Genomic DNA, 25,849 nt, shown 5'->3' with positions numbered 1-25,849 from the left:
GGCTGCCGCGCCGGCGGCGGCCCCGGCCGCGGTGCGCGCGGCATGACCGGCGGCGGTGCCCGCGGTGGTGCCCGCCTTGCGTGCGCTGCGGGCATCCCCCGCCTGGCGCTTGGCGGAGGCCAGGTCGAGGCGCAGACTGCGCATCGCCGCGCTGACTCCCGACCGCACGTCATCGGCCAGTCGCCGTACGGAGTCGGCGACCTCGGTCTCGAGGTCGTGCAGGTCACCCTGACGGGCCTGGAGTTCGGCGCGGCCGGCGTCGGTGATCTCGTAGACGGTCTTGCGGCCATCCGTCGATTTGGTCACGAGTCCTTCCTCTTCAAGCTTGGCCAGGCGCGGGTAGATCGTGCCGGCGCTCGGGATGTACGTTCCGCCGAAGCGGTCGCTGAGCGCCTGGATCAGTTCGTAGCCGTGCCTCGGCTGATCGGCGAGCAGGCTGAGCAGGTAGAGGCGAAGGCTGCCGTGGGCGAAGACGGGGGTCATTCTCAGACCTCCCCGTTGGCGCGGGCGTCGCCCGGTTCGGTGTTTGCTCGTTCGCCGGCCGGGCCCGCGGGCGCAGCCTCGGTGCTGCGACGCACCACCGTGATGTCGCCCGACACCGAGTTGGCCTGCAGCTCGAGCCAGCTGCCCTGGAGTGTGCCGGTGCTGGACTCGAAGCCCTTTCCAAAGGTGCCGCGAATCGTCTGGTCGTCCAGCTGCAGCGTGCCCGAGACGGTGTTCAGCCGGTAGCGCGTCGCCACATCGGCGCCGAGGCGCACGGTGAGGCTGCCGCTGATCGTGTTCGTGTTGATGGAATCGGGCGTGCCCTCGATGTCGAGGAACACCTCGCTGTTAACCCCGTCGAGACTGAAGCGACGGATGGCCCCGCTCGCCGTGCAATCGCCGGAGACCGTGTGGGCGACGATGCTGCCCTCGAGGCCGCGCACCGACAGCTCGCCGTTCACGGCGTTGAGCTCCAGGTTCCCGGTGACGCCGTCAACCACGATGTCGCCCGACACCGTGCTCAGCCGGGCGCCGTTCGTGAGGCCCGAGATCAGGGCCTCGGCCGAGATCACGCCGAGCTTCAGGGCCACGTCGCGGGGGACCAGGATACTGACGTCTGCCTTCGCGGTGCCGCGGAACGATGCGAAGACCTCGATGAAGTTGTCCCAGCGCAACTGCGGATGGTCGATCTCGAGAGTGTCTCCGTCGACCGAGATCTTGAGGTCCTTGCCGGTCACGCTGTGCACCTCGATGCGAGTGCCCGGCTCGTCGTGGCCGATCACGTCGATCTTGCCGCCGATCATGCCCACCTTGAGCGCCCGAACGACCTCGATGTCGATCACCGTGGTCTGCCCGGGGCTGACCAGCCATTTTTCCAAAGCCATGGAATTCTCCTTTTCGGGGCGGCGTCCGCGCAGCGGATGCTCACCACCTGTTCACGATATATCGCGTTTGTTGAAACTCACGATATATCGCGAGTGGCGAGCTGACAAGCGCCGGCGCGAACTCTCAGCCGGGTTTCAGCTCTCGGTTCAGCCTTCCGTTCAGCCTTCCGGACCGGCTTTCCGGTAGGGCGGTCAACTCTCCGGCTCGATGGTCGGGCCGAGGCGGGCGGCGCGCTCGGCCGATTCGATCGATTCGACCGGGGCGGCTCGCACAGTCAGCAGCGGGATCGGGGCTTTGTTGGCGATCTCCCGGGCCACGCTGCCAAGGAAACGCGAGCGGCGCTGCCGGTGGGAGCCGAGGGCGAAGAGGTCGTAGGCGCCGGAGCCCGCCCGACGCAGGATCTGATCGGCGGCGCCCCCGGTGGCCCGGGTGCTGAACGGGTGCACCGCAAGGTCGGCCAGCTGGCCGACGGCGGCGGACTGGATGCCGGCGGCGATGCGGTCAAGCCTGTCGGGGGAAACGTCGAGCGCGACGTCGTAGTCGAGGACCGTCAGCAGCGTCACGGTCTGCAGCCTCGCCCCGAGGAGGAGCACGACCGTGACGGCGGCGTGGTCCGCGGCCTCGGAACCGTCGATGCAGACGAGCACCCGCACGTCTCCCTCGAGGGATTCCCCGGGAATCACGGCCGCCTCGGCCAATTCCTCCCGCTCGAGGTAGACGGCCAGCCCGGCCAGCGCGATGGCGAAGGGGCCGGCAGCCAGACCGAGAACCACCCAGATCGGGGCATCGTGGCCGCGGCGGATCATCACGAACGCCGACGCAAGTCCCACCAGGACCCAGCCGGCCGCCACCAGAAGCGGTGTCACCCAGACGCCTTCTGCCCACATGCCCTCAGCATTGGCGGCCCGCGCCGAACTTGCAAGGGGGCGAGGTCCGGCGGCCGGGGCATCCGTCGACCGGCTCGCCGCCTGAGCCTCAGTACAGGAAGATCGGCAGCCAGTCGCGGGTGTGGGCGTGCACGATCACGAGGAAGACGACCGCGTCGAAGAGCAGGTGCACGATCACCACGTAGGTCAGTGATTTGGTGAGCGCGAAGGTGTAGCCCTGCAACAGCGCGAAGGGGAACGTCATCAGCGGCCCCCAGCTCTGATAGCCCAGTTCCCACAGGAACGAGGTGAAGATCACGGCCTGCAGGAGATTGGCCTGCCAGTCGGGGAAATGACGCCTGAGCAGGGCGAACGCCGTGCAGATGAAGAAAAGTTCGTCCCAGATGCCGACGAAGCCGACGCCCACGAACAGGCGGGCGATCTCGTCGGGGGCGGTCACGGCCGGCCAGTTCTGGTAGGCGCCGGAACGGATGAAATAGGTCGGCAGAATCAGGTAGCCGAGCAGCAACACAAGCGGCAGATACCAGCGTTCCAGAGAGGTCCAGCGCTGGCCGGTGCGGATCGGGAACCGGATCGCGTGGTCGCCGAACGCGTAGCGGGAGAGCAGGTAGGGCACGAGCACGGCGACGGTCAGCACGGTCCCCATCAGCGCCATATTCGGGTAGCTGATGTCGGCCTCGACCGAGATGGTGCTGATGATCAGCAGTCCGATCGCGATCAGGAGCAGATCCTTGAACAGGGCACGGTCGATGGCGAAGGCGAGCCCGATGGCCGCGGCGAGTAGCGCGTAGCCGGGCAGCGGCTCGCGCGCCCCGAACAACAGCACGGCGGAGGCGGAGAGCAGCGTGGCGGGGACAAGTCCCCAGGAGGCGCGCGGGCGAACCCGTGCGCTCGACGTTGCCGGTCCGGCGCCGGCGCTCGTGCCGCCGCGCGTGCCGCCTGTGACTGGGCTGCCCGTGCTCCCACTCGTGCCCGCTGCCCGTTTCGCTGACCCTGCCGCGCCATCGCCCATGAGATATGGTACCCAACCCGTGCGGGGAACGGCCGGTTCGTCTCGCCTCGCGACCGGGCATCGAGGCCCGGCGATGAACCAATTCGACGGGGTTTTGGGAGCAATGAAGGTCTCCCAGATGTTGAAGGGGCGTTTCGGACAAAATCTCCCGTCGTATTCGCTCGAGGAGTGCGTGCGGGAGCTGTCGCCGGCTGCCTCGCCGGCTGCCCGGCCGCGAGAGCGGGTGAATCGTCGCTGTGCCGCCCTGAAACCGACGTTGCATTCGCTCTCGCGGTCTGCGGCGCCGCTAGGTTGAGGGTGTGAATTCAGAAAGCAAACCGGTGGACGTGCTGCAGAGGCTCATCGGCATTGATTCCGTCAACTCCGACCTGGTGCCGCAGGCGGTAGGCGAACGGATGATCGCAGCCTGGTGTGCAGACTGGCTCACCGCACGCGGGTTCGAGGTGCACCGCCTCGAGGAGCATCCTGGGCGGCCTACGATCGTCGGCATCCGGCGCGGCACCGGGGGAGGACGCTCCCTGATGCTCAACGGGCACCTCGACACCGTCGGCGTCGGCGGTTTCGCCGGGGATCCGTTCGCGGGCGAGCTCCGGGACGGGCGCGTCATCGGCCGGGGAGCCTTCGATATGAAGGGCGGCGTCGCGGCGATCCTGGTCGCGGCGGCGCGCGCGACGGGAGTCAGGGGAACCGGGGCCTATGCGGCCGGGCCGGCCGGGGAATCCGTTCTCGCCGGAGACGTCATCGTCACCCTCGTGGCGGACGAGGAGTTTGGCAGCCTCGGCACCATGGAGGTACTGCGCAGCTTCCGAGCTGACGCGGCGATCGTCGCCGAGCCGAGCGAGCTGTGCCTCACGCTCGCCCATCGTGGTTTCGCCTGGTTCGAGGTGGAACTCACCGGGCTGGCCGCCCACGGATCCCAGCCGGAGCGCGGCATCGACGCCATCGTGCACGCCGGGCTGGTGCTGCGCGCCCTCGATGAGCTCCGGGCCGACATCGAGGCGGCGCCGGCGCATCCGCTGCTCGGCCACGGTACCGTGCGCGTGTCGACCATCGCCGGGGGTTCGGATGCCGCCACCGTCGCCGCCGCCTGCACGCTCACGATCGAGCGGCGCATGCTGCCCGGCCAGAGCCCCGACCGGGTCGAGGCCGAGCTCCGGGCGCTGCTGGAGCGGCTCGCCGTCGTCGTCGTCGGGTTCCGCTTCCGGCTGACCCGGCTCGTGGCGCGTGCGGCGTTCGAGGCCGATCCGGAGTGGCCGATCGTGCGTCTGGTGACCGAACGGGCGACGGAGGTGCTCGGACGCCGGCCGGCTGTCCGCGGCGAGCCGTTCTGGACCGACGCCGGGCTGCTGCACGAGGCCGGCATCCCCTGCCTGGTCGTGGGCGTGGACGGTGGCGGAGCGCACGCCGACGCGGAGTGGGCGGACGCGGCATCCGTCGACGCTCTCACCGAGATTCTGACCCGCACGATCGCCGATTTCTGCGGGTAGTCCGCGCGCCCGGCGATCCCGTCCGAACCCTGCCTCGGCCCCATCGCCGTCCCTGCCCCGCCGCACCCCGCCGGCTGGGGGGAGTCCATGTAGGCCTCATGGTTGTCTTCATTGTTGAACAATATGTAGGCTGGCTCGACATCAGTGACCGCCGGTGCTGACCTTCCGAGAAGTGAGCGCCCCATGGTTTTCAACGTCGTCCGCGCCAAGATTCGAGCGAAAACCGCCGGCGTGAAGACGAAGCTGCGCGGCCCGCGCCGGGCGCAGCGCAGTGCGCTCCTCGGCGCCATGTTCCTGATGGCGACCAGCGCCGTCGGACCCGGCTTCATCGTGCAGACCACAAGCTTCACGGTGCAGCTCGGCGCGGCCTTCGCCTTCGCCATCCTGGTCTCGATCCTGGTCGACATCGCGGTGCAGCTCAACGTCTGGCGGGTGATCGGCGTCAGCGGTAAGCGAGCGCAGGAACTGGCCAACACCTTGATCTGCCTCGGCGGGCTTGTGTTCAACATCGGCAACATCGCGGGTTCCGGCCTGGGTGTCAACGTGCTCTTCGGCCTGGACGCCAAGCTCGGCGGCATCCTCTCGGCGGCCGTCGCGATCGCGATCTTCCTCAGCAAACGGGCCGGGCTCGCACTGGACAAGATCGTCGTCGTGCTCGGGGCCGTGATGATCCTGCTGATCGCCTACGTGGCGATCGTGTCGAATCCGCCCCTCGGCCTCGCGGTCGAGAACGCGGTGCTGCCCGACGACATCGACGTCCTCATCATCACCACCCTGATCGGCGGCACGATCGGCGGCTACATCACCTACGCCGGCGCGCACCGGATGATTGACGCCGGCGTGACCGGACGGGCCCACATCACCGAGATCACCCGCAGTTCGGTGCTGGGCATCATCATTACCGGCGTGATCCGGGTGCTCCTGTTCCTTGCCATCCTCGGCGTGGTCGCCGGGGGCGTGGCCCTGACCAGCGACAATCAGCCGGCGGAGGCCTTCCAGGCCGCGGCCGGCGAGATCGGGTTCAAACTTTTCGGCATCGTGCTCTGGGCCGCGGCCATCACCTCGGTGATCGGAGCGGCGTACACCTCGATCTCGTTTGTGACCACTTCACAAACCTCGCTCCGCACCCGCAGCATCGCCACAGTCGTCTTCATCGCCGTGTCAACGCTGGTCTACACGCTGCTCGGCCAGGCCCCGGCCACGCTTCTGATCATGGCCGGCGCGGTCAACGGGCTGATCCTCCCGTTCGGTTTCGCTGTCATCCTCTGGGTGGCCTGGCGCCGCCGCGACCTGCTCGGCGGCTACGTCTACCCGAAGTGGCTGCTGGGCATCGGCGTGCTGGCCTGGCTGCTGACGCTGTTCCTCGGCTATCAGTCCCTCGGCGGACTCGCGACGCTTTGGGGCTGACGGATGTCCCTGACCCCCACCCTGCATGGTCCGCCGCGCGCCGCCGTCCCGGCGCCCCCGTTTCCCGCCGCTGTCCGACGCCCCGGCGCCCCCTTTCTCCGTCGCCGTCCGCCGACCCGGCGCCCCCTTTCTCCGTCGCCGACATCTACCCCCGCTGCCTGCTTCATCGTCCGCCTCTGTGGCTAACTCAGGAGTTTTGTTTGCGTGGTCACCGGCTGGTGCTGGCCACCGCACTGGTCCGCGGCTTCGGTGCGCAGCCCGGCGGGATCTCCTGAGTTAGCCACAAACCAGCGCAGCGCGGGGGCGCAGCGCGGGGGTACAGCGCGGAGGTACAGCACAGACGCATGCAGGCAGCTGAGGGGAGCGGGGCCGGGCAGCCATGCCGGATACCGCCGGCTAGCGGACGGGCTCGGCCACGATCGACAAAAGCTGGGCCTCGGCGCGCTGCAGGTAGCCGGTGAGCAGTGCCGCGGCATCCGTCGACCGGCCGGCCGCCAGCAGCTCGACGATGCGGGCGTTGTCGTCGACGTAGGGCGCGTGGAAGGTGGCCTCCTCGCCCATCGAATGGAAGACCAGGCGCATCTCGGCGAGCACCTGCGCCATCAGCAAATCGAGGCGGTCGCTGCCGGCCAGGGCCACGACGCCGGCGTGGAACTCCTGGTTGGCACCGGCCATGCCGGGGACCGAACCGGCCTCGCGGGCCTTCCGCGCGCTCGCCACGGCCTGACGCAGTCCGTCCAGCTTCGCCGGGGTGAGCTCCTCGGCCGGTGTGAATGCCAGGGCACCCGGCTCGAGGAAGCGCCGCACCCGGTAGATCTCCCGGATGTCGTCTGCCGTGGGCCGGGCGACGAAGACGCCCCTGTTCGGGATGCGGGTGACCACCCGTTCGGCGCTGAGCGTCGCGAAGGCCTCGCGGAGGGTGTTGCGTGAGACGCCGAGCGCGTCGCAGAGCGACTCCTCGGGGAGCTTTGTGCCGGGCGGCAGGTGGCCGGCCGCGATCCGCTCGCGCAGCATCCCCGACACCCACTGGCCGGTCTCGGCGTGACGCGCCGACGCGGTGCGGTGACGCAGGTCGGCGAGGGTCTCGGCGAGGGTCATGGTGCCCACGATACCGCCCGGTCGGAGCGGCGGCCCGAGGACGGGCGGGGTGTTCCGGCGGGCCGTTGGAACCGGGTGACGGATGTGCTCAGTCCCCGATCGAGGCGACCGCGCTGTCCACCGCCACCGTGTCGCCGGGCTGCACCAGCTGGTCCCGCAGGGTTCCGCTGCGGTGCGCCACCACGATCGACTCCATCTTCATGGCCTCGAGTACGAGCACCGGGTCGCCTGCGGCCACGAACGCTCCGGATGGGGCCATCCACTTCACGACCGAGCCGCCCATGCTGGCCCGGAGGGTGTCCGGGTCTGCGGCGGGGGCCGAGTCGCCCCCGGTGGGGAGCTCGTAGGCAGTGGTGACAGCGGCCGCACCGCTCCCCGCTCCGTTTCCCGTAGCGGCCGAACCGACTGCGCCGCCCAGCCCGCGAAGGAGACTGTCGAGCAGGGCGGCAGGTAGGCCGAGCGCCATCCGTCGCCCGTCGACCTCGATGCTGATGGTGTGCCGGGCGGCCTCCGGCGGCACGGGATTGAACTGGGGGTCGCTGGGCAGTTCTTCGGCGAAGTCGGCCTGGATCCAGCCGGTGTGCACGCCGAGGTGGTCGGGCGCGGTGAATGCCGTCGAAGTGACCACGGCACGGTGGAACGGCAGAACGGTGGGCAGGCCGGTGATCTCGAACTCGGCCAGGGCTCGGCGGGCGCGGCGCAGGGCCTGCTGCCGGTCGGCGCCGGTGACGATCAGCTTGGCGAGCAGGGAGTCGAACCGGTCCGGTACGATGCCGCCAGCCCTGACCCCGGAATCGACCCGGATGCCCGGCCCGGTCGGCACGGTAAAGGTCGCCACGGTCCCGGGGCACGGCAGGAACCCGCGCCCCACGTCTTCGGCGTTGATGCGGAACTCGAACGAGTGCCCGCGCGGTTCGGGGTCGGTGAAGATGGGAACGGTCCCGCCGGATGCGATCTGCAGTTGCGCCAGTACCAGATCGATGCCGCTGGTCTCCTCGGTGATCGGATGCTCGACCTGCAGCCGGGTGTTCACCTCGAGGAACGAGATGGTGCCGTCCTGCGCGAGCAGGTACTCCACGGTGCCCGCGCCGGTGTAGCCGGCGGCCCGGCAGATGGCCTTGGCCGAGGAATAGATCTGGCTGTTCTGCGCAGGGGTGAGGAAGGGCGCTGGCGCCTCTTCGACGAGCTTCTGGTTGCGGCGCTGCAGCGAGCAGTCGCGGGTGCCCACGACGATCACGTTGCCGTGGGTGTCGGCGAGGATCTGCGCCTCCACGTGGCGGGGCTTGTGCAGGAACCTCTCGACGAAGCACTCGCCGCGGCCGAAGGCGGCCGTCGACTCGCGCACGGCCGAATCGAAGGACTCCTCGATCGCATCCATGTCCCAGACGACCTTGAGGCCGCGGCCGCCGCCGCCGAACGCCGCCTTGATGGCCACCGGCAAGCCGTGCTCCAGGGCGAAGGCGCGCACCTCGGCGGCGGTCTCCACGGTGCCCTCGGACCCGGCGACCAGGGGAGCTCCCACCCGGATGGCGATCTCACGGGCGAAGACTTTGTTGCCCAGCACCCGGATCGCGGCGGGCGTCGGACCGATCCAGAGCAGTCCCGCGTCGATCACGGCCTGAGCAAAGTCGGCGTTCTCCGAAAGGAAGCCGTAGCCCGGGTGCACGGCGTCGGCGCCGGAGTCCCGGGCGATGCGGAGCAGCTTGGCCACGTTGAGGTAGCTGTCGGCCGGGCTGTCGCCGCCGAGTGCCCAGGCCTCCGTGGCGGCCGAGACGTGCAGGCCGTCGGCGTCGACGTCCGCGTAGACGGCCACGGAGTCGAGGCCGGCATCGTCGCAGGCGCGAGCGATGCGCACGGCGATCTCACCGCGGTTGGCGATCAGGACTTTCTGCATGGTTCAGCTCTCGGTCGCGGCGTGTGAGTTCGGGGGGGTGTTTGCGGCACGCGCGGGGGGCTGCGCCGCTCCGCGCGTGGCGTGCCGGCAGCGCAGCGGCGCAGCACCCGCGTAGCGCGTGAGGGCGGGCATTAGGGGGAGGCGGGGACGGGCTCGGCAGGCACGGGCGTGAAACGGATGCGCGCTCCCGTCGGCAACTGTGCCGCGAGGTCGAGGTCCTCGGCGAGCACGACGCCGATCACCGGGTAGCCGCCGGTGACCGGGTGGTCCGCGAGGAACAAAACCGGCAGGCCCGACGGCGGCACCTGGATGGCCCCGCGGGCCGTACCCTCGCTGGCCAGCTCGCCCGGCCGCGACCGGGCGAGCGGCTCACCGGCCAGCCGCAGGCCGATCCGGTTCGACTGATGGGTGACGGTCCACTCCGCGTCGCCGAACCGGTCGACGGATGCCGGCTCGAACCAGTCCGCGCGGGGTCCCGGCACGAAGCGCAGCACGGTGACCTCGGCCGGGGCCGGCGGCGGGGTCTCGGGGTGGTGCACGGCGCTGCCGGGGGCGGGCGGCAGCATCCGGAGCACGGTTCCCGAGGTCAGCGGGGCCGGACCGATGCCGCTGAGGGTGTCGGTGGACCGGCTGCCGAGCACCGGGTCCACGTCGATGCCGCCGCGGAAGGCCAGGTAGCTGCGCACGCCCGAGCGGGGGGCTCCGAGCGACAGGGTCTGCCCGGCGAGGAGGGAGACGGCGGAATCCATCGGCAGCTCGCGGTGGCGGCCGACGGCATCCGTCACCGTGAGCGGGAGAACGGCACCGGTGACGGCGAGCACCTGGTCTGCCAGCGCGGTCAGGGACAGGCCGCCGAGGGCGTTCTCGAGCACGGCGGCCGTGGCCGGATTTCCAACGACCCGGTTGGCGCGCCGCAGGGCGCCACGGTCGAGTGCACCGGACGCGGTCACGCCCTGGTCGGCGTAGCCGGGGCGGCCGAGGTCCTGCACGGTCGTCTGCGCGCCGGGGGAGAGCACGCGGATGCCGGTGGCGGGGGTGGGGACCGCGGTTGCCGCGACATCGGGAGTGGCCGTCGCAGCCGGAGTTCCCACCGCGACTGCGGTCTCCGGCCCGAGGACCCCCGCGGCGGCGACCTGCTCGCGCACCGCGCGGAACCGCACCCGGTCACCCGGGCGGATCAGGGCCGGCTGCGAACGCTTCAGGTCCCAGAGCCGGGCGTCCGTGCGGCCGAGCAGCTGCCAGCCGCCGGGGGAGGTGCGGGGGTAGACGGCGGAGTAGTCGCCGGCCACGGCCACGGAGCCGGTGGGCACCGAGCTGCGCGGCGAGCTGCGCCGGGGCACGGTCAGCACGGCGCTCGCGCCGGTGAGGTAGAGGAAACCGGGGACGAAGCCGCCGAACGCGGCGGTCCAGTCCTGGCCGGTGTGCGCGGCGATGACGCCCTCGATGCTGAGGCCGGTGTGCGCGGCGACGTCGGCGAGGTCTTCCCCGTCGTAGACGGTGTCGATCTGCACGAGCGCGGCGTCTGCGGGGGCGGCCGGCAGAACCTGCAGCTGCCGCAGGGCGTCGGCGAATCCCCGTGCGGCGGAGGCGGAGACGCCGGTGATCAGCACGGTTTCCGCGGCGGCGAGCACGTCGAGCTGCCCGGCCAACGGATGCCGCTGCAGGTGTGCCTGCAGGTCGAGCACGTCGGCCAGGCCGGCCAGTTCGACCAGCACGGCGCGGTCGCCGACGGCTCGAATGATGCGAACGGGACCGGCCACGGGGCTAGACGAAGCTTCGAATGGGGATGCCGGCATCCTGCAGCGCGGAGCGCACCGCACCGGCCAGCGCGACGGCGCCGGGGGTGTCGCCGTGCAGGCAGATGCTTTCGGCCGTCACCGTGAGGAGGCTGCCGTCGACGGAACGCACCTGGCGGTCGCCGGCCAGGCGGAGCACCTGCTCGGTGACGGCGGCAGGGTCGAGCAGCACGGCGCCGGGCCGCGATCGGGACACCAGGGAGCCGTCCGGGTTATAGGCACGGTCGGCGAAGGCCTCCACGACTGTGCGGAGCCCGGCCCGGTCGGCGAGGCGCTGGATCTCGGAATCGGGCAGCACCATCACGGGCAGGCTCGGGTCGACGGCGCGGATCGCGTCGACGACGGCCTGCGCCTGCACCTCGTCGTGCGCGATGGTGTTGTAGAGGGCACCGTGCGGTTTGACGTAGCTGACCCGGGTTCCGGCGACCGCGGCCAGGGCCTGCAGCGCGCCGATCTGGTAGATCACCTCGTCGGTGAGGTGACCGGGCTCCATGTCGATGAACCGGCGGCCGAAGCCGGCCAGGTCCCGGTAGCCCGGGTGCGCGCCGACCGTCACGCCGGCTGCGGCGGCGGCCGTGCAGGTGGCGCGGATCGTGCTCGGATCCCCGGCGTGGAAGGCGCAGGCCACGTTCACGCTGGAGACGGAGGAGATGATCGCGGCGTCGTCGCCGAAGGACCAGTTGCCGAAGGATTCCCCGACATCACTGTTTAGATCGATGCTGTCTGAATCGATGCTGGACATCCGGGTCTCCGTCCGTGGAAGTTTGGTTAAGGATGCACCACTTCCGCAGATTGTTCAACAATGTATTGGCGGGTGGAAGCCCGATTCGGCGCCGGAGTCAGTTCGCGGGGCTGTCGAGGGAGGGCTCGGAGGGCGGCACGGAACCTTCGAGGGTCTCCTCGAGCCGGGCGTCGTCGTTCTGGGGCAGGGTGATCGCGAAGAACGGGATCGTCCAGTGGCAGAGCGGGCCGACGAGCACGGCGAAGAGAACCGTGCCGATGCCCACGTTGCCGCCGAGCGCCCAGCCGATGCTGAGCACGGTCACCTCGATGCCCGTGCGCACGATCCAGATGCGCCAGCCGGTGCGCTGGTGCAGGCCCGTCATCAGCCCGTCGCGCGGGCCGGGGCCGAAATGCGCGCCGATATAGAGGCCGGTGGCGATCGCCAGCACCAGAAGCCCGGCCGCGAACAGCAGGATGCGCACCCACAAATCCTGCCCCGTCGGGATCAGCCAGAGGCCGACATCCGCCGCCGGCCCGACGAGCAGGGCGTTCAGCACGGTTCCCACGCCCGGCTTCTGGCGCAGCGGGATCCAGAGCAGCAGCACGACGCCGCTGATCAGGATGGTGACCAACCCAAAACCGAGGCCGGTGAGGCCGGAGATGCCCTGGGTGAGTACGTCCCACGGGGCCACGCCGATCTCGCCGCGCACAATCAGCGCGATCCCCAAGCCGTAGAGGAAGAGGCCGATGAGGAGCTGGGCGAGGCGACGGGTCATGGAAGTCCATCCAATTGCACTATCGGCCCGTTATCAAGTTGCCAGGCCGACCCGGCCCAGCGGCGCGGATGCCGCCTTCCACGCCGCCGGCGACCTGTCGGGCCGGTCCCTCGTCTGCAGCCCGTGCCTAGTCGTCGAGAACGAAGGTGACTTCGATCACGACGTCGTACGAGGTGATCTCACCGTCTGTCACCTCCACCTTCTGTTCCTTGACCCAGGCGCCGGAGACCCCGCGCAGGGTCTTGCTCGCCCGGGCGATGCCGACGGCGACGGCATCCTCGAAGGATCTGTCGGACCGGATGCTGAGTGTTGTTACGCGTGCCACAGTCATAATTGCTCCTTGTCGTTCGGGTTGATGGTGCGTCTTGCGGCCGAGGGTACGCCCCTCCGTCTGCCTCGGCCCGACGGATGCCCCGGGCAGGGAAGTCTGCACACCCTGCAATGAGATACTGAACGGGTGCATTTTCTCGCTGTCTTGAGCATGAAGAACCGGGCGCTGATCGCGCTGATCACCATCGTCGTCGCCGTTTTCGGCAGCCTCGCCCTGACCAGCCTCAAGCAGGAGCTGATCCCTTCCCTGCAGCTGCCGCAACTGGTGGTCTCGACGAGTTACCCGGGCGCCTCGCCCGAGGTCGTCAACGACGACGTGTCGACGCCGATCGAGACGGCGATCCAGGGCATCCCCGGGCTCGAATCCACCTCGACGACCAGCAGCACCGACGCGTCGCTGGTCAGCGCCACGTTCACCTACGGCACCGACCTGGTCAAGGCCGAATCGCGCATCAGTCAGGCCATCAACCGTATCAAGTCGACCATGCCGGAGAACCTCGACCCGCAGGTGCTCTCTGGCAGCATCGACGACTTCCCGGTGCTCTCCCTCGCCGTGTCCGGCGGCGACCGCGACACCCTCGCCGACGACCTCAAGCGCAGCGTACTGGGCGACATCCGTGATGTGCAGGGCGTGCGCGAGGCAGCCCTGGTCGGCGACGTCGGCCGCCGCGTGACCATCACGCCGGATGCCGCGAAGCTGGCCGAACGCGGCCTGACCAGCCAGGGCATCCGCAGTGCGCTGGAGCAGAACGGGTCGCTGATCCCGGCCGGTTCGCTGACCGAAGACGACACCACCCTCTCGGTGCAGACAGGATCGAAGCTCGGCGAGGCCGAGGACATCGCGGCGCTTCCGATCCTCGCCCCGGTGCCCGGCGCGGGTCTGACCACCATCGGCGACGTCGCCAACGTCTCCCTCGGCGAGAACCCGGTCGCGAGCATCTCCCGTGTCGACGGCCGGCCGGCACTGACCATCGCGGTCACCAAGGTGCCCGCAGCGAACACGGTCGACGTGTCCGAGGCCGTGCGCGCGATCCTGCCCCAGCTGGAGGCGGCGGTCCCCGGCGCGACCTTCACGGTCGTCTTCGACCAGGCGCCGTTCATCCAGGAATCGATCGACGCGCTCACCGAAGAGGGCTTGCTCGGACTGATCTTCGCCGTTCTCGTGATCCTCGTGTTCCTGCTCTCGGTGCGGGCGACCCTGGTCACGGCGATCTCGATCCCGACCTCGGTGCTGATCACCTTCATCGGCCTGCAGGGCGTGGGCTATTCGCTGAACATCCTCACCCTCGGCGCCCTCACCATCGCGATCGGGCGCGTCGTAGACGACTCCATCGTGGTGATCGAGAACATCACCCGCAACCTGGTCGAGGGCGCCGACCGCGCCGCGACCATCGTGCGCGCGGTGCGCGAGGTGGCCGGGGCGATCACGGCATCCACCATCACCACCGTCACCGTGTTCCTGCCGATCGCGTTCGTCGGCGGCTCGACCGGGGAACTGTTCCGGCCGTTCGCGCTAACCGTCTCGATCGCCCTGCTCGCGTCGCTGCTGGTTTCTCTGACCATCGTGCCCGTGCTCGCATTCTGGTTCCTGCGGCCGGCCAGGGCGGTCGCGCCCGCCCCGGTGGTTGAGCTCGTCGAAACCCCCCTGGCCCTTACTGCGGAGGTCTCGACCGCCTCGCCGATCTCGACAGGCTCGCCCACCGTGAGCGTCGAGCCCGCCACCTCGCGCCGCACCCGCCACAACGGCAGCGCGGACGCCCCACCCGAGGAGCGCCCGAGCCGCCTTCAGACCGGCTACCTCCCGGTCATCCGCTGGACCCTGAACCACGCCGTCGCGACACTCCTGGTCGCGGTGCTCGTTCTGGGCGGCACGGTGGCCCTGGTTCCCTATATGAAGATCAACTTCCTCGGCTCGACCGGGCAGACCACCTTCCAAGTCACCCAGACACTGCCGGTGGGCACCAGCCTCGCAGCTCAGGACGACGCCTCCACGGCCGCCGAGAAGTCCCTTCGCGGCACCGACGGCGTCGAAATCGTGCAGGTCTCCATCGGTGGCGGCAACGCCCTGGCCGCATTCGGCGGCGGCGTGTCGTCAAACACCGTGACCTACTCGATCACCACCGACGGGGAGGCCAACCCCGACGAGGTTCAGGATGTCGTGCGAGACCAGCTCACGGCCCTGAACGGAAGCGGAGAATTCTCGATCTCGTCCGGCGGAGGGTTCGGCGGGACATCCGATATCGCTGTGGATGTGACCGCGGCCACGAACGCCGACCTGCAGAGGGCCACCGACGCGGTGCTCGCCTCCGTGGAGGACCTCGACGCGATCAAGGAGAGCTCAAGCAATCTGGCGGCCTCACGCCCCTACATCGCGGTGACCGTCGACCGGGATGCCGCGGGTGCCGTGGGCCTGAGCGAGCTCGCCCTGGGCGCACTGGTGTCGCAGGCCATGCAGCCGAGCGTGATCGGATCCATCGTGATCGACGAGACGACCCTGTCGGTCTACCTGCAGTCCGAGGCGCCGCCGACGACGACGGCCGAGCTCGCGGCCCTGAGTATCCCGACCCTGGCCGGACCGGTTGCCCTGGACACCCTGGCCACGGTCGAGCAGGTCGAGGGTCCGTCCACCCTCACCACGACGAAGGGGCTGCGCACGGCGACCGTGTCCGCCACCCCCAGCATCGACGACCTGGGTGCGGCCAACGCGCAGATGACGGCAGCCCTGGCCGACACCGCTTTGCCGGAGGGCGCGACGGCGACGCTCGGCGGGGTCACCGCCGACCAGACCGAGGCGTTCGCGCAGCTCGGGCTCGCGCTGCTGATCGCCATCCTGATCGTCTACATCGTGATGGTGGCGACCTTCCGGTCGCTGCTGCAGCCACTGCTGCTGCTGGTGTCGGTGCCGTTCGCGGCGACCGGCGCGATCGCCCTGCAGGTGATCACCGGCATCCCGCTGGGTGTGCCCTCGCTGATCGGCGTGCTGATGCTGATCGGCATCGTCGTGACCAACGCCATCGTGCTGATCGACCTGGTCAACCAGTACCGGCGTCGCGGGCAGTCGGTGCGGGAGGCGCTGGTCAACGGTGCGTCCCGTCGTCTGCGCCCGATCCTGATGACCGCGCTCGCCACGATATTCGCGCTGCTGCCGATGGCGGTCGGCCTCACCGGAACGGGCGGTTTCATCTCGCAGCCGCTGGCCCTCGTTGTCATCGGCGGGCTGGTCTCCTCGACCGTGCTGACCCTGGTGGTGCTGCCCGTGCTGTACTTCCTGGTCGAGGGCGGCCGGGAGCGCCGGGCCGAGCGGCGCGCATCCGCCGGGCCGAGCTGCGCGCATCCGCCGGGGTTATGCACGCAACGCTGCGGCTAACTCAGGAAAACCGGTGCCGGCTGAAGCCCCTGCCCCCGGGATCAGGCAACGGATGCCGCGGCCTCGCCCGGATCTCCTGAGTTGGCCACCGTGCGGCCGAAGCCGGCCCGGCTCTAGAAGCTGACCGGGGCCGGGGCCAGCGGGCCGGTGCGCACGAGCACGGTGCTGTCGTCGTCACAGCCCTCGATCGGGTTCGGCGTGGCCACCCGGCTCGCGGTGTCCCAGCCGGGCAGCGTCACGTCGAGGGCGCCGACCGGCACGAGGGGACAATCGTACGCGCCGGCTTGGCCGAGGTGCAGCAGGCTGTACGCGGATGTCCCGGGCGCCAACGCGAGGACCGCCACCGGGTACCAGCGTCCCGGCTCGGTGTCGGAAACGGATCCGACCGGCACATTCAGGGCCGTGCCGACCAGAGTCGTCACCGGGTAGCCCTCGACCGTGCACGCCGCCGGGCCGGTGTTCGTGAGACGCAGGTCCCAGTAGAAGTTGCCCATGCCGCTGTCCTGAGGCCGCGACTGCAGCGACAGCGACAGTTGGTTCGGGCCGCAGGTGCCGGCGGAGGCCGAATCGGCGGGAGCGGGCGTCGAGGACAGCGGTGCTGGGGAGGTCGGGGTCGAAGTTACCGTCGGGGTCGAACCGGGCGACGAGACACCGCCTGTCGGGGGTGAACCCGGCCCCGCGCATCCGGCCAGCACCAACGCCGCCGCGCACCCCAGTCCAACTGCCATTGACCGCCCTCGACCCCGCATCACCGTCATAACCCCAGTTTCACACTGCCTGGGCGTTGTCGCCCAGGGACACGGGCGCGGGCCAAAGATGTGTAACATCCCCCGCGAAGCTGACCTAGACTCATTTCCAAAGGGGGGGGGGTCTGATGACCACGCAATTTCCGAAGTTCCTGGACGCACGCTACCGGGTTAAGGACCTGATCGGCCGCGGCGGAATGGCCTCGGTCTACCGGGCCACCGACGAGCGTCTGGGTCGGGACGTGGCGATCAAGATCTTCGAACTTCGCGCCACCGACGTGCCCAATATTCAGCGCCAGCAAGCCGAGATCAACGTGCTGGCAAGTCTGAACCACCACAGCATTGTCACCCTGTTCGACGTCGGTGTGGACCGGACCGAGGCGGACCACCCGCAGATCTTCCTTGTGATGGAGCTCGTGGACGGCGTCAACCTGCGTCAGCGACTCGACCGGGATCCGATGTCGACGCGGCACATCGCCCAGATCGGTTACGACCTGGCGGAGGGGCTCGACTACATTCACGGGCGCGGCGTCATCCACCGTGATATCAAACCGGCGAACATCCTCCTCGCGGAATACAGCTCGGATTCCCGAGCGCGCGCGCGGCTGACCGATTTCGGCATCGCCCTGTTCCCGGACAGCGCGCGGGTGACCACCCAGGGGATGACGACGGGCACGGCCGCCTATCTCAGTCCGGAGCAGGCCCGGGGAGAGAACCTCGGACCGGCGAGCGACATCTATGCGTTGGGGCTCGTGCTCCTGGAATGCTTCACCGGTGAGACGGCGTTCCCCGGGGAGCCGATCCCGTCGGCCCTAGCCAGACTCCAGCGCGACCCTGCCATCCCGCAGGCACTCGCCCCGGAGTGGCGGCACCTTCTGTCGACCATGCTGGCCCGCAAGCCGGAGCAGCGCCCGCCGACCGCGGAGGTGGTGCTCGCTCTGCACCAAGCTGTTATCGCGGAAACCGGCCGCCATCGTAGTGCCGTGGATCACAACCTCGTCAGCGACGAATCCGCACGGCTGCACGAGGTCGCGCGCCTCGACATTCTCGACACTCCCGCCGACGGCGCCTTCGACCGGATTGCCGCGCTCGCCGCCCGGTTGTACGATGTGCCGATCGCGATCGTCAGTATCGTCGACACCGACCGTATCTGGTTCAAATCGCATCACGGCCTCGACCTCGAGGAGATCCCCCGCGATCCGGGCCTCTGTGCCTCGGCCATCATGTCCGAGGGACCCTGGGTGGTAGAGGATGCCCGCACCGACCCGCGCGCGCTCGCAAACCCACTCGTGGCCGAGGAATTCGGCTTGCAGTTTTATGCCGGAGTGCCCCTGACGACCCGGAACGGTTACAACCTCGGTACCCTGTGCGTTATCGACTTCCGACCGCGCGCCATCACCACGCCCGAGCTCCGAACTCTCACCGACCTTGCCGCCCTGGTGATGAGCGAACTCGAACTGCGGCTGGAAAGCCGGCGCGCTGCTCTTTCCTGAAGGGAAGCGGCCCCGTGGCGTGATCAGGCGGTGTGGCCAGGCGCAGTGGTCACGCGGAGTCCTCGCTCAGCCGGCACCGACCTCGATGACGCTGACGCGCAGCCCGTCGAGAGCGGCGACCCGCAACTGGTAGTCCCCGGCCGAGACGGTGTCACCCACCTGGGGCATGCGTCCGAGCCGGTAGGTCACGAAGCCGGCCGCGGTCTCGTAGGGGCCGTCCTCGAGTTCGACTCCTGTGGCATCCGTGAAGTCTTCGATATTCAGGCCGCCATCCGCCAGCCGGGCCTGGCCGTTCTCGTCGGAGTGTCCCTCGGGCACGGGCAGGTCGTACTCGTCGTGGATCTCACCCACGAGCTCCTCAACGAGATCCTCGAGAGTCACGATACCGTCGGTGCCGCCGTATTCGTCGACGACGATCGCGATGTGCACGCCGGCACGGCGCAGCTGGGTCATGGCCGGCAGGATGCGATTGGTGCCGGGAAGGAAGACGATGGCCCGCACCACCTCGGCTACGGTCGTCGCGCCGGGGTGGGCGTCGGGGTCCAGGAGATCGCGCACGTGTACGAAGCCCAGCACCTCGTCGATTGAGCGGCCGATCACCGGATAGCGCGAGTGCGGCAGCGACCGGATCTCCTCCAGGGCGGCGGGAATCGTCTGCGTGCCGACCAGGAAGTCGACGTCTCCGCGATGGCGCATCACCTCCTTGACCAGCCTGTTGGTGGCGTCGAGCACTTCACTCAGGATGTGCCGTTCCTCGACCTCGAGGCCCTCGTGTGCGGCGACGAGGTCGCGCAATTCCTCATCAGACACGAGCTCGCTCCGGGCGTGCGGGTCTCCGCCCAGGAGCCGCACAACGGCGTTCGTCGAGACGGACAGCAGCCAGATCACGGGGCGCATCAGGGTCGCGAAGACCTGGAGTGGCGGCGCGAGCGCGAGCGCGAAGCTGCTGGCCTTCTGCAGTGCGAATCGCTTCGGCACGAGTTCCCCCAACACCAGGGAGAGGTAGGCGACGAGGAGCGTCAGACCGACCAGGGCAAGCGTGTCCGCGGCCCCTTTCGACAGCCCGAGTACCACCAGCAGCGGGGCGAGGTCGGGCGCCAGCGTGGAGGCACCGTAGGCGGCGGACAGGAACCCGGCGACGGTGACGCCGATCTGCACGGCCGCCAGAAACCGGTTCGGGTCCCGGGCCAGGTGGGCGACCGTTTTGCCACGCGTGCTTTCGCGTTCCAGCGCGTGCAGCTGGCTCTCGCGCAGGGACACCAACGCCAACTCGGTCGCTGCGAACACGCCGCCGATGAGCACGAACAGCAGCACGAGCGCCAGGTTGAGCCAGGTATAAACGTCCATGCCGGTCATTATAAAGCCGTTCGAGGACTCCACCCGGGCCGCGCCGCTGCTTCGACTCCTCCTGCGTGTGGCTAACTCAGGAGATCCGGCGAGTCGGCTGCCGATCGGGTGGCGGTGCCGCGGAAATGCAGAGGGTGCAGTGACGAAGCCGGCCATTCTCCTGAGTTAGCCACGGGCGGGCGGGCGGGCTCCTGGCCGGCCGGCGACCTGCCCGGACGTCGGCTGGCTGGCTGGTCGGTGACGGCGCGACTTGGCCCGGGAGGTGCTCTTCGGTGCCTCGGGTGCATAACTCCTGGGATTTTTCGAGACCGCGCCGGACATCCGCGGAATTCCGGGGGTGCCCGATAAGTGATTGAGCAATGTGCAGGAGTCATGCACGACGGGGTGGGGTGGGCTGGAAGGGGGCGGCAAGGGAGAGGGGACAGTGAGGGCGCGAGGCGCAAATCCCTCGGTCAGGCCGGGAGCGGTGATGGGCCGCGGCGGCCGGTCCGCACACCCTGCCGCCAGACCGCCCAGGTCAGCGGCACGCCGGGGCGGTAGGCGAGATGAGCGACGGATGGCGCGTCAAGCACCTGCAGGTCGGCCCGCCCGCCCACGCGCAGGGCTCCGACCGCGTCCGTTCCTGTGTCGCGGCCGAGAGCCCGGGCTCCGCCGCGGGTCGCCGCCCACACCGCCTCCTCGATCGTCAGACCCATTTGCAGCACCGCGGTGGCCACGCAGAACGCCATCGACGTCGTGTAGGAGCTGCCCGGATTGCAGTTGGTGGCCAGGGCGATGCTCGCGCCGGCGTCGAGCAGCCGCCGGGCCGGCGGGAACGGCTGCCGGGTGGAGAGGTCGCAGGCCGGCAGCAGGGTGGCCACGGTGGCTGAGGCGGCGAGGGCGTCGAGGTCCGCCGGCTCGAGGTGGTTGCAGTGGTCGACACTCGCCGCGCCGAGCTCCACCGCGAGGCGCACCCCGCCGCTGAATCCCAGCTGGTTGCCGTGCAGGCGCAGGCCGAGGCCGGCGGCACGGCCGGCCAGTAGCACCTCCCGGCTCTCCGCCACATCGAACGCCCCGACCTCGCAGAACACGTCGACGAACTGTGCGTGCGGAGCCACCACGGCGAGCATCGGTCCGGTGACCAGGTCCAGGTAGTCGCGCCGGTCGATGCCCGGCGGCACGATATGCGCGCCGAGGAATGTGACGACATCAGCGACGGATGCCGCCACCCGAGCCGACCGCGCCTCGCTCGCCAGGTCGAGGCCGTAGCCGGTCTTGCTCTCGAGGAACGTGGTGCCCTGCGCCTCCGCCTCGCGCCGCAGCCGTGCCGCCGCGGCCGTGAGCTGCGCCTCGGTCGCGGCGCGAGTGGCAGCCACGGTGGTCAGGATTCCTCCCGCCGCGTAGGGCTGACCGCCCATCCGGGCCACGAATTCCGCGGCCCGGTCGCCCGCGAACACCAGGTGGGTGTGGCTGTCGACCCAGCCGGGCAGAGCGGCCCGGCCGCCGGCATCCGTGCGGACGTCGGCCGCCGGTGCCGCGGACGCCGCGCCGATCCACGCGATGCGGCCGCCCTCGATCACGAGGGCAGCATCGGCGAGGCGCGGGGCGCCGTCCGCCTGCGTGGTCAGTTCCCGGATACCGGTGATCAGCTCGGTCGGTTCGGGGGTCACGGTCGTTCTCCTGACGCGAGCGCGGCGGTGCCGTCGAGCGCGGCGAGGGCGTCGCGCAGCAGGATCTCGGGTCGCAGCGTGCCCGACGCCCGCCCGTCAGGCCCGCCCGCGCCACCCACCAGCACCCCGAAGTCGGCGACGACGCGTCCGCCCACGATCACCCGGCGCACGTCGGCGGCCGTCGCGGTCAGCGGCAGCTGCTCCGGCAGCGACCCGGCTGTGCGGATGCTGTCGCTCGCCACCTCCACGAGGTCGCACAGGTCACCGGGGATGAGGCGCTGCCGGCCGAGTCCGAGCGCGGCATAGCCGTGGTCCGAAGCGGCCACGAGCAGTTCGGCGGGCGTGAACCGGCCGCGCCGGCCCGATACCAGACGCTCGCCGGCCTCCAGGCCGCGCATCTCGAGCAGCGGGTCGATGACGGCGTTCTGGTCCGAGCCGAGGGCTATCCGGGCGCCGGCCCGCTGCAACGCCAGGGCCGGCCCGATCCCGTCGCCGAGGTCGGCTTCCGTGGTCGGGCACATCACAACCGAGGCCCCGGATGTCCCGATCAGCGCCACATCCTCGTCGGTGAGGTGCGTGGCGTGCACGACGCTCAGCCGCGGAGCGAGCGCCCCGATCCCGGCCAGCACCTCGGTTGGGGTCCGGCCGTAGGCGGCCCGGCAGTCCGCGTTCTCCTGAGGCTGCTCCGACAGGTGGATGTGCAGTGGAACGGCATCGGGCAGCCCGGCGAGCGCCTCCCGGATCGCGGTCGGGGACACCGCCCGCACCGAATGGATCGCCGCGCCCAGGGTGATGCGGGTATCCGTGCCGGCCTGGGTGCCTGACTGGGCGTCGGCCTGGCGGTCAGCCTGGGAGCCGTCGCCGTCGCCGTCATCTGCCGTGGCAGCACGGCCGAGCGCCTCGCGCAGCGAGTGCCACCGGGCCAGCCAGGCGGCGGCCGATCCGTCGCCGAAGGCGCGCTGCGCGGGGGTGAGTGGCATTCCGATTCCGCCGTCGAGGTAGAGCGTGTCGAGCAGCACCAGCCGGATGCCCACCTCCCGTGCCGCGGCCGCCAACGCCAGTTCCATGGCGTGTTCGGCGGGGTAGCGGGAGCCGCCCGGCCGGTGATGCAGATAGTGGAACTCGCCGACTGCCGTGAAACCGGAGGCCAGCATCTCGGCGAACACGGCCCGTGCCAGCAGGAAGTACCGCTTGGGGTCGAGGCCGGCGGCCACCTGGTACATGGCCTCCCGCCACTGCCAGAAGTCGCCGCCGGCGTCGTGGGTGCGGCCCCGCAACGCCCGGTGGAAGGCGTGCGAGTGCGCGTTCGCCAGCCCCGGCAGCACGGTGCCGAGCCGCACGTCGCCGGGCCGCGGCTCGGAGCGCGGTGTGACGGCCTGAAGGCGCCCGTCCGTGCCCACCTCCAGCCGCACGCCGGGCAGGGCAGCCCCGTCGACCAGCGCCAGCTCGCACCAGTAGGCGGCCACCGGTGGCCCCGACTGTCCAGCCCCAGCCCCAGTCCCGACCCCAGCCCCGACCCCGCGCGCGCTCACAGCAGGCTCCGCAGCAGGGTCTCGAGGGCGTCGATCCCGGCGACGCAGTCGCCCACCTCGGCGAATTCTTCGGGGGAGTGCGAGACGCCGGTGGGATTGCGCACGAAGAGCATGGCGCTCGGCACGCTCGCTGCGAGCACGCCGGCATCGTGCCCGGCACCCGTCGGCAGGGCCGGAACGAGGGCGTCAGCGCCGAGCACCGACCGGAATCGTCCCACGAGCTCGGGGTCGAACGTCACCGTTCCGGTCCAGGACTCCTCGGTGACGGCCACGGAGCATCCGTTCACCTGGGCGGCCTCGCCGACGGCCGCCGCGATTGCGGCGACCAGATCGCGGGTCTCGGCGTCGGTGGGCGCGCGGGCGTCGAGCCAGGCGTGCACGGATGACGCGATCACGTTGGTCCCGCCCGGCACCACCTCCAGGCGGCCGACCGTGGCGCGCGCGCCGGGGTGTCCCCCGGTGGCATCCTGCACGGCGACGATCGCGCGGGCAGCGGCCACGAGCGGGTCGCGGCGGTCTTCCATCGGGGTGGCGCCGGCGTGGTTGCCCTGGCCGGTCACGGTGAGGCGCCAGCGCCCGTGCGCGAGGATCGACGACGCCACCGCCACGGGCCGGCCGAGGTCGACCAGGCCGCGGCCCTGCTCCACGTGCAGCTCGATGAAGAGGCCGATTCGGGCCAGGGCGTCCCGGTCGGCGCCGAGGTGCGCAGGGTCGAGCCCGGCGCGGCGGGCAGCCTGGGCCAAGGTGATCCCGTCGGCGTCGATGAGCGCGCGGGCCCGGTCGGCGTCGATACCGCCGGTCAGTAGCCGGGAGCCCAGGCAGGCGATCCCGAATCGGGAGCCCTCCTCCTCGGCGCAGACGAGCACAGCGCAGGGGCGGGACGGCGTGAACCCGGATGCCCGCAGCCGCGCCACGGCCTCGAGCGCACTGACCACGCCGAGGGGGCCGTCGTAGGCGCCGCCGCCGGGAACGGAATCCAGGTGGCTGCCCGTGACCACGGCATCCGGCCCCGGCTCTCCCCACCAGGCCCAGAGGTTGCCGTTACGGTCGGTCTCGACGCTGAGCCCGAGGCGCTCGGCGCGCAGGGCGAACCAGGCCCGCAGCTCGAGGTCGGCACCCTGCCAGAGGTGCCGGGAGTAGCCGCCGCGGCGGGAGTCCCGCCCGGTGTCGGCGATCTCGGCGAGTCCGGCGAGCATCCCGTGGGCGAGCTCGCTCATGCGCACACCCCGCTCACTCCGACTCCCACATCGGCACGCGCAGGCCGCGCTCCCGGGCCACCTCTTCGGCCCGCTGATACCCGGCGTCGACGTGCCGCATCACGCCAGTGCCGGGGTCGTTGGTGAGCACGCGGGCGATCTTCTCGGCGGCCAGGGGGGTGCCGTCGGCCACGATCACCTGGCCGGCGTGGATGCTGCGGCCGATCCCGACGCCGCCGCCGTGGTGGATCGACACCCAGGTGGCACCCGATGCCGTGTTCAGCAGCGCGTTCAGCAGCGGCCAGTCGGCGATCGCATCCGACCCGTCCAGCATGGCCTCGGTCTCCCGGTAGGGCGAGGCCACCGAGCCGGAGTCGAGGTGGTCGCGGCCGATCACGATCGGCGCGCTCAGCTCGCCCGACGCCACCATCTCGTTGAACTTCAGGCCGGCCCGGTGCCGTTCCTGGTAGCCGAGCCAGCAGATCCGGGCCGGCAGACCCTCGAAGTGCACGGTGTCCTGCGCCTTCGTGATCCAGCGGCGCAGGTGCTCGTCCTCGGGGAACAGCTCCACGATGGCCCGGTCGGTGGCCGCGATGTCGGCCGGGTCGCCCGAGAGCGCCACCCAGCGGAACGGGCCTTTGCCCTCGGCGAACAGCGGGCGGATGTAGGCGGGCACGAACCCGGGAAAGTCGAACGCCCGCGCGCAGCCGCCGAGCTCCGCCTCCGCCCGGATCGAGTTGCCGTAGTCGAAGACCTCGGCACCGGCATCCTGGAAGCCCACCATCGCGGTGACCTGCTTCGCCATGGATGCCCGGGCGCGCTCGGTGAATTCCTCGGGCTTCGCGGCCGCGTAGTCATGCCACTCCTCCGCAGTCACGCCCTCTGGCAGGTAGGCCAGCGGGTCGTGCGCGCTGGTCTGGTCGGTGACGATGTCGATCGGCACCCGCCGCTCCAGCAGCTCGGCGAACACGGTCGCCGCGTTGCCGACCACGCCCACCGAGAGGGCGCGCTTCTCGTTCTTCGCCGCGAGCACCCGGGCGACGGCGTCGTCCAGGGTGGGTGCCAGTTCGTCGAGATAGCCATGCTCGACCCGACGCAGCAGCCGGGACTCGTCCACGTCGACGATCAGCACGGCGCCGCCGTTCATGGTCACGGCCAGCGGTTGCGCGCCGCCCATGCCGCCGGCCCCGCCGGTGAGGGTGAGCGTGCCGGCCAGGGTGCCGCCACTGTGTGTGTGAGGCCCGCCCTCACGGGCGGCGATCTTCGCGGCCACGGCGGCAAAGGTCTCATAGGTGCCCTGCAGGATACCCTGAGTGCCGATGTAGATCCACGAACCGGCCGTCATCTGGCCGTACATTGTCAGGCCGAGGGCCTCGAGGCGGCGGAACTCCGGCCAGGTCGCCCAATCGCCGACCAGGTTGGAGTTGGCGATCAGCACCCGCGGCGCCCACTCGTGCGTGCGGAACACGCCGACCGGCTTGCCGGACTGCACCAGCAGCGTTTCGTCCTTTTCCAGCGTGGTGAGTGTACGCACGATGGCGTCGTAGGCTTCCCAGTTGCGGGCGGCCTTGCCCGTGCCGCCGTAGACCACCAGGTTCTCCGGGTGCTCGGCCACGTCAGGGTCGAGATTGTTCATCAGCATCCGCAGCGGGCCCTCGGTCTGCCAGCTTTTCGCGGTCAACTCGGTGCCGCGGGCGGCGCGCACGGGGCGGGATTCGGACATCACTGTCTCCTTGAGGGT

General features: G+C 70.3%; 20 protein-coding genes. 4 read left to right on the top strand and 16 right to left on the bottom strand.

The genetic code is table 11. The features are described 5' to 3' along the window. From E3O18_RS14765 to E3O18_RS14750, 4 genes are all read right to left on the bottom strand, one after another. The coding region (locus tag E3O18_RS14765; RefSeq protein WP_134397077.1) for a PadR family transcriptional regulator at nucleotides 1-483 on the bottom strand (483 nt) is incomplete at its 3' end. A 2-nt stretch (nucleotides 484-485) separates the two neighbouring features. After that, nucleotides 486-1,367 carry a DUF4097 family beta strand repeat-containing protein gene (locus E3O18_RS14760; RefSeq protein WP_166784564.1) on the bottom strand — a complete coding sequence of 294 codons (882 nt, stop codon included), beginning with the start codon at nucleotides 1,365-1,367 and terminating at the stop codon, nucleotides 486-488. Between the two features lie 192 nt (nucleotides 1,368-1,559). Further along, nucleotides 1,560-2,234 carry a universal stress protein gene (locus E3O18_RS14755; RefSeq protein WP_166784563.1) on the bottom strand — a complete coding sequence of 225 codons (675 nt, stop codon included), beginning with the start codon at nucleotides 2,232-2,234 and terminating at the stop codon, nucleotides 1,560-1,562. Nucleotides 2,235-2,343: 109 nt separating this feature from the next. Next, the gene (locus E3O18_RS14750) at nucleotides 2,344-3,267 is read right to left on the bottom strand and encodes a CPBP family intramembrane glutamic endopeptidase (protein WP_134418411.1); all 924 of its coding nucleotides are present in this window, start codon (nucleotides 3,265-3,267) and stop codon (nucleotides 2,344-2,346) included. Between the two features lie 299 nt (nucleotides 3,268-3,566). On the opposite strand from E3O18_RS14750, the gene E3O18_RS14745 reads away from it, so the two are divergent. Beyond that, complete coding sequence (locus tag E3O18_RS14745) at nucleotides 3,567-4,754, top strand: M20/M25/M40 family metallo-hydrolase (RefSeq protein WP_241976521.1); 1,188 nt, start codon at nucleotides 3,567-3,569, stop codon at nucleotides 4,752-4,754. A gap of 183 nt (nucleotides 4,755-4,937) precedes the next feature. Continuing rightward, nucleotides 4,938-6,161, top strand: a complete 1,224-nt coding sequence (locus tag E3O18_RS14740; RefSeq protein ID WP_241978207.1) for an NRAMP family divalent metal transporter — start codon at nucleotides 4,938-4,940, stop codon at nucleotides 6,159-6,161. Between the two features lie 396 nt (nucleotides 6,162-6,557). Here E3O18_RS14740 and E3O18_RS14735 read toward each other — a convergent pair whose 3' ends face one another. From E3O18_RS14735 to E3O18_RS14710, 6 genes are all read right to left on the bottom strand, one after another. Beyond that, on the bottom strand, nucleotides 6,558-7,259 hold the full coding sequence (locus E3O18_RS14735) for a GntR family transcriptional regulator (protein WP_134394042.1): 702 nt from the start codon (nucleotides 7,257-7,259) through the stop codon (nucleotides 6,558-6,560). A gap of 88 nt (nucleotides 7,260-7,347) precedes the next feature. Beyond that, a complete protein-coding gene (locus E3O18_RS14730) occupies nucleotides 7,348-9,153 on the bottom strand; it encodes a biotin carboxylase N-terminal domain-containing protein (RefSeq protein WP_134394041.1) in 1,806 nt (601 codons plus the stop codon). 131 nt (nucleotides 9,154-9,284) lie between these two features. Further along, nucleotides 9,285-10,949, bottom strand: a complete 1,665-nt coding sequence (locus E3O18_RS14725) for a 5-oxoprolinase/urea amidolyase family protein (protein ID WP_134418410.1) — start codon at nucleotides 10,947-10,949, stop codon at nucleotides 9,285-9,287. After that, complete coding sequence (locus E3O18_RS14720; protein WP_134394039.1) at nucleotides 10,918-11,691, bottom strand: 5-oxoprolinase subunit PxpA; 774 nt, start codon at nucleotides 11,689-11,691, stop codon at nucleotides 10,918-10,920. Before E3O18_RS14720 ends, E3O18_RS14725 begins: the two co-directional genes overlap by 32 nt. Nucleotides 11,692-11,788: 97 nt before the next feature. Then, a complete protein-coding gene (locus E3O18_RS14715) occupies nucleotides 11,789-12,448 on the bottom strand; it encodes a hypothetical protein (RefSeq protein WP_198410569.1) in 660 nt (219 codons plus the stop codon). A gap of 127 nt (nucleotides 12,449-12,575) precedes the next feature. After that, entirely contained in the window at nucleotides 12,576-12,779 is a 204-nt protein-coding gene (locus E3O18_RS14710; protein ID WP_134394038.1) for a dodecin family protein, read from the bottom strand. A gap of 126 nt (nucleotides 12,780-12,905) precedes the next feature. Here E3O18_RS14710 and E3O18_RS14705 point away from each other — a divergent pair, with 126 nt between their 5' ends. After that, the gene (locus tag E3O18_RS14705) at nucleotides 12,906-16,145 is read left to right on the top strand and encodes an efflux RND transporter permease subunit (protein WP_134394037.1); all 3,240 of its coding nucleotides are present in this window, start codon (nucleotides 12,906-12,908) and stop codon (nucleotides 16,143-16,145) included. 113 nt (nucleotides 16,146-16,258) lie between these two features. Here E3O18_RS14705 and E3O18_RS16815 read toward each other — a convergent pair whose 3' ends face one another. Beyond that, nucleotides 16,259-16,873 (bottom strand): DUF4232 domain-containing protein, encoded by a 615-nt coding sequence (locus E3O18_RS16815; protein ID WP_166784942.1) that lies wholly within the window; start codon nucleotides 16,871-16,873, stop codon nucleotides 16,259-16,261. 146 nt (nucleotides 16,874-17,019) lie between these two features. On the opposite strand from E3O18_RS16815, the gene E3O18_RS14695 reads away from it, so the two are divergent. Next, a complete protein-coding gene (locus E3O18_RS14695) occupies nucleotides 17,020-18,384 on the top strand; it encodes a protein kinase (protein WP_134394035.1) in 1,365 nt (454 codons plus the stop codon). A 66-nt stretch (nucleotides 18,385-18,450) separates the two neighbouring features. On the opposite strand, the gene E3O18_RS14690 is transcribed toward E3O18_RS14695, so the two are convergent. The 5 genes from E3O18_RS14690 to hutU all read right to left on the bottom strand — a co-directional run bounded on the left by E3O18_RS14690 (nucleotide 18,451) and on the right by hutU (nucleotide 25,831). Beyond that, entirely contained in the window at nucleotides 18,451-19,731 is a 1,281-nt protein-coding gene (locus tag E3O18_RS14690) for a hemolysin family protein (protein ID WP_134397642.1), read from the bottom strand. Nucleotides 19,732-20,183: 452 nt separating this feature from the next. Continuing rightward, nucleotides 20,184-21,380, bottom strand: a complete 1,197-nt coding sequence (gene hutI / locus E3O18_RS14685; protein WP_134418408.1) for an imidazolonepropionase — start codon at nucleotides 21,378-21,380, stop codon at nucleotides 20,184-20,186. Further along, a complete protein-coding gene (locus E3O18_RS14680; RefSeq protein WP_134418407.1) occupies nucleotides 21,377-22,846 on the bottom strand; it encodes an amidohydrolase family protein in 1,470 nt (489 codons plus the stop codon). The genes hutI and E3O18_RS14680 overlap by 4 nt, the downstream gene beginning before the upstream one ends. Nucleotides 22,847-22,908: 62 nt before the next feature. Further along, complete coding sequence (locus E3O18_RS14675) at nucleotides 22,909-24,129, bottom strand: allantoate amidohydrolase (RefSeq protein WP_206750816.1); 1,221 nt, start codon at nucleotides 24,127-24,129, stop codon at nucleotides 22,909-22,911. A 13-nt stretch (nucleotides 24,130-24,142) separates the two neighbouring features. Further along, the gene (gene hutU / locus E3O18_RS14670) at nucleotides 24,143-25,831 is read right to left on the bottom strand and encodes a urocanate hydratase (RefSeq protein ID WP_134394031.1); all 1,689 of its coding nucleotides are present in this window, start codon (nucleotides 25,829-25,831) and stop codon (nucleotides 24,143-24,145) included. Nucleotides 25,832-25,849: the final 18 nt, after the last annotated feature.

Source organism: Cryobacterium sp. TMT2-42-4 (assembly GCF_004402645.1).
Lineage (GTDB): Bacteria > Actinomycetota > Actinomycetes > Actinomycetales > Microbacteriaceae > Cryobacterium > Cryobacterium sandaracinum.
The sequence above is the reverse complement of the archived record's forward strand: the minus strand, read 5'-3'. Positions and strand labels throughout refer to the sequence as shown.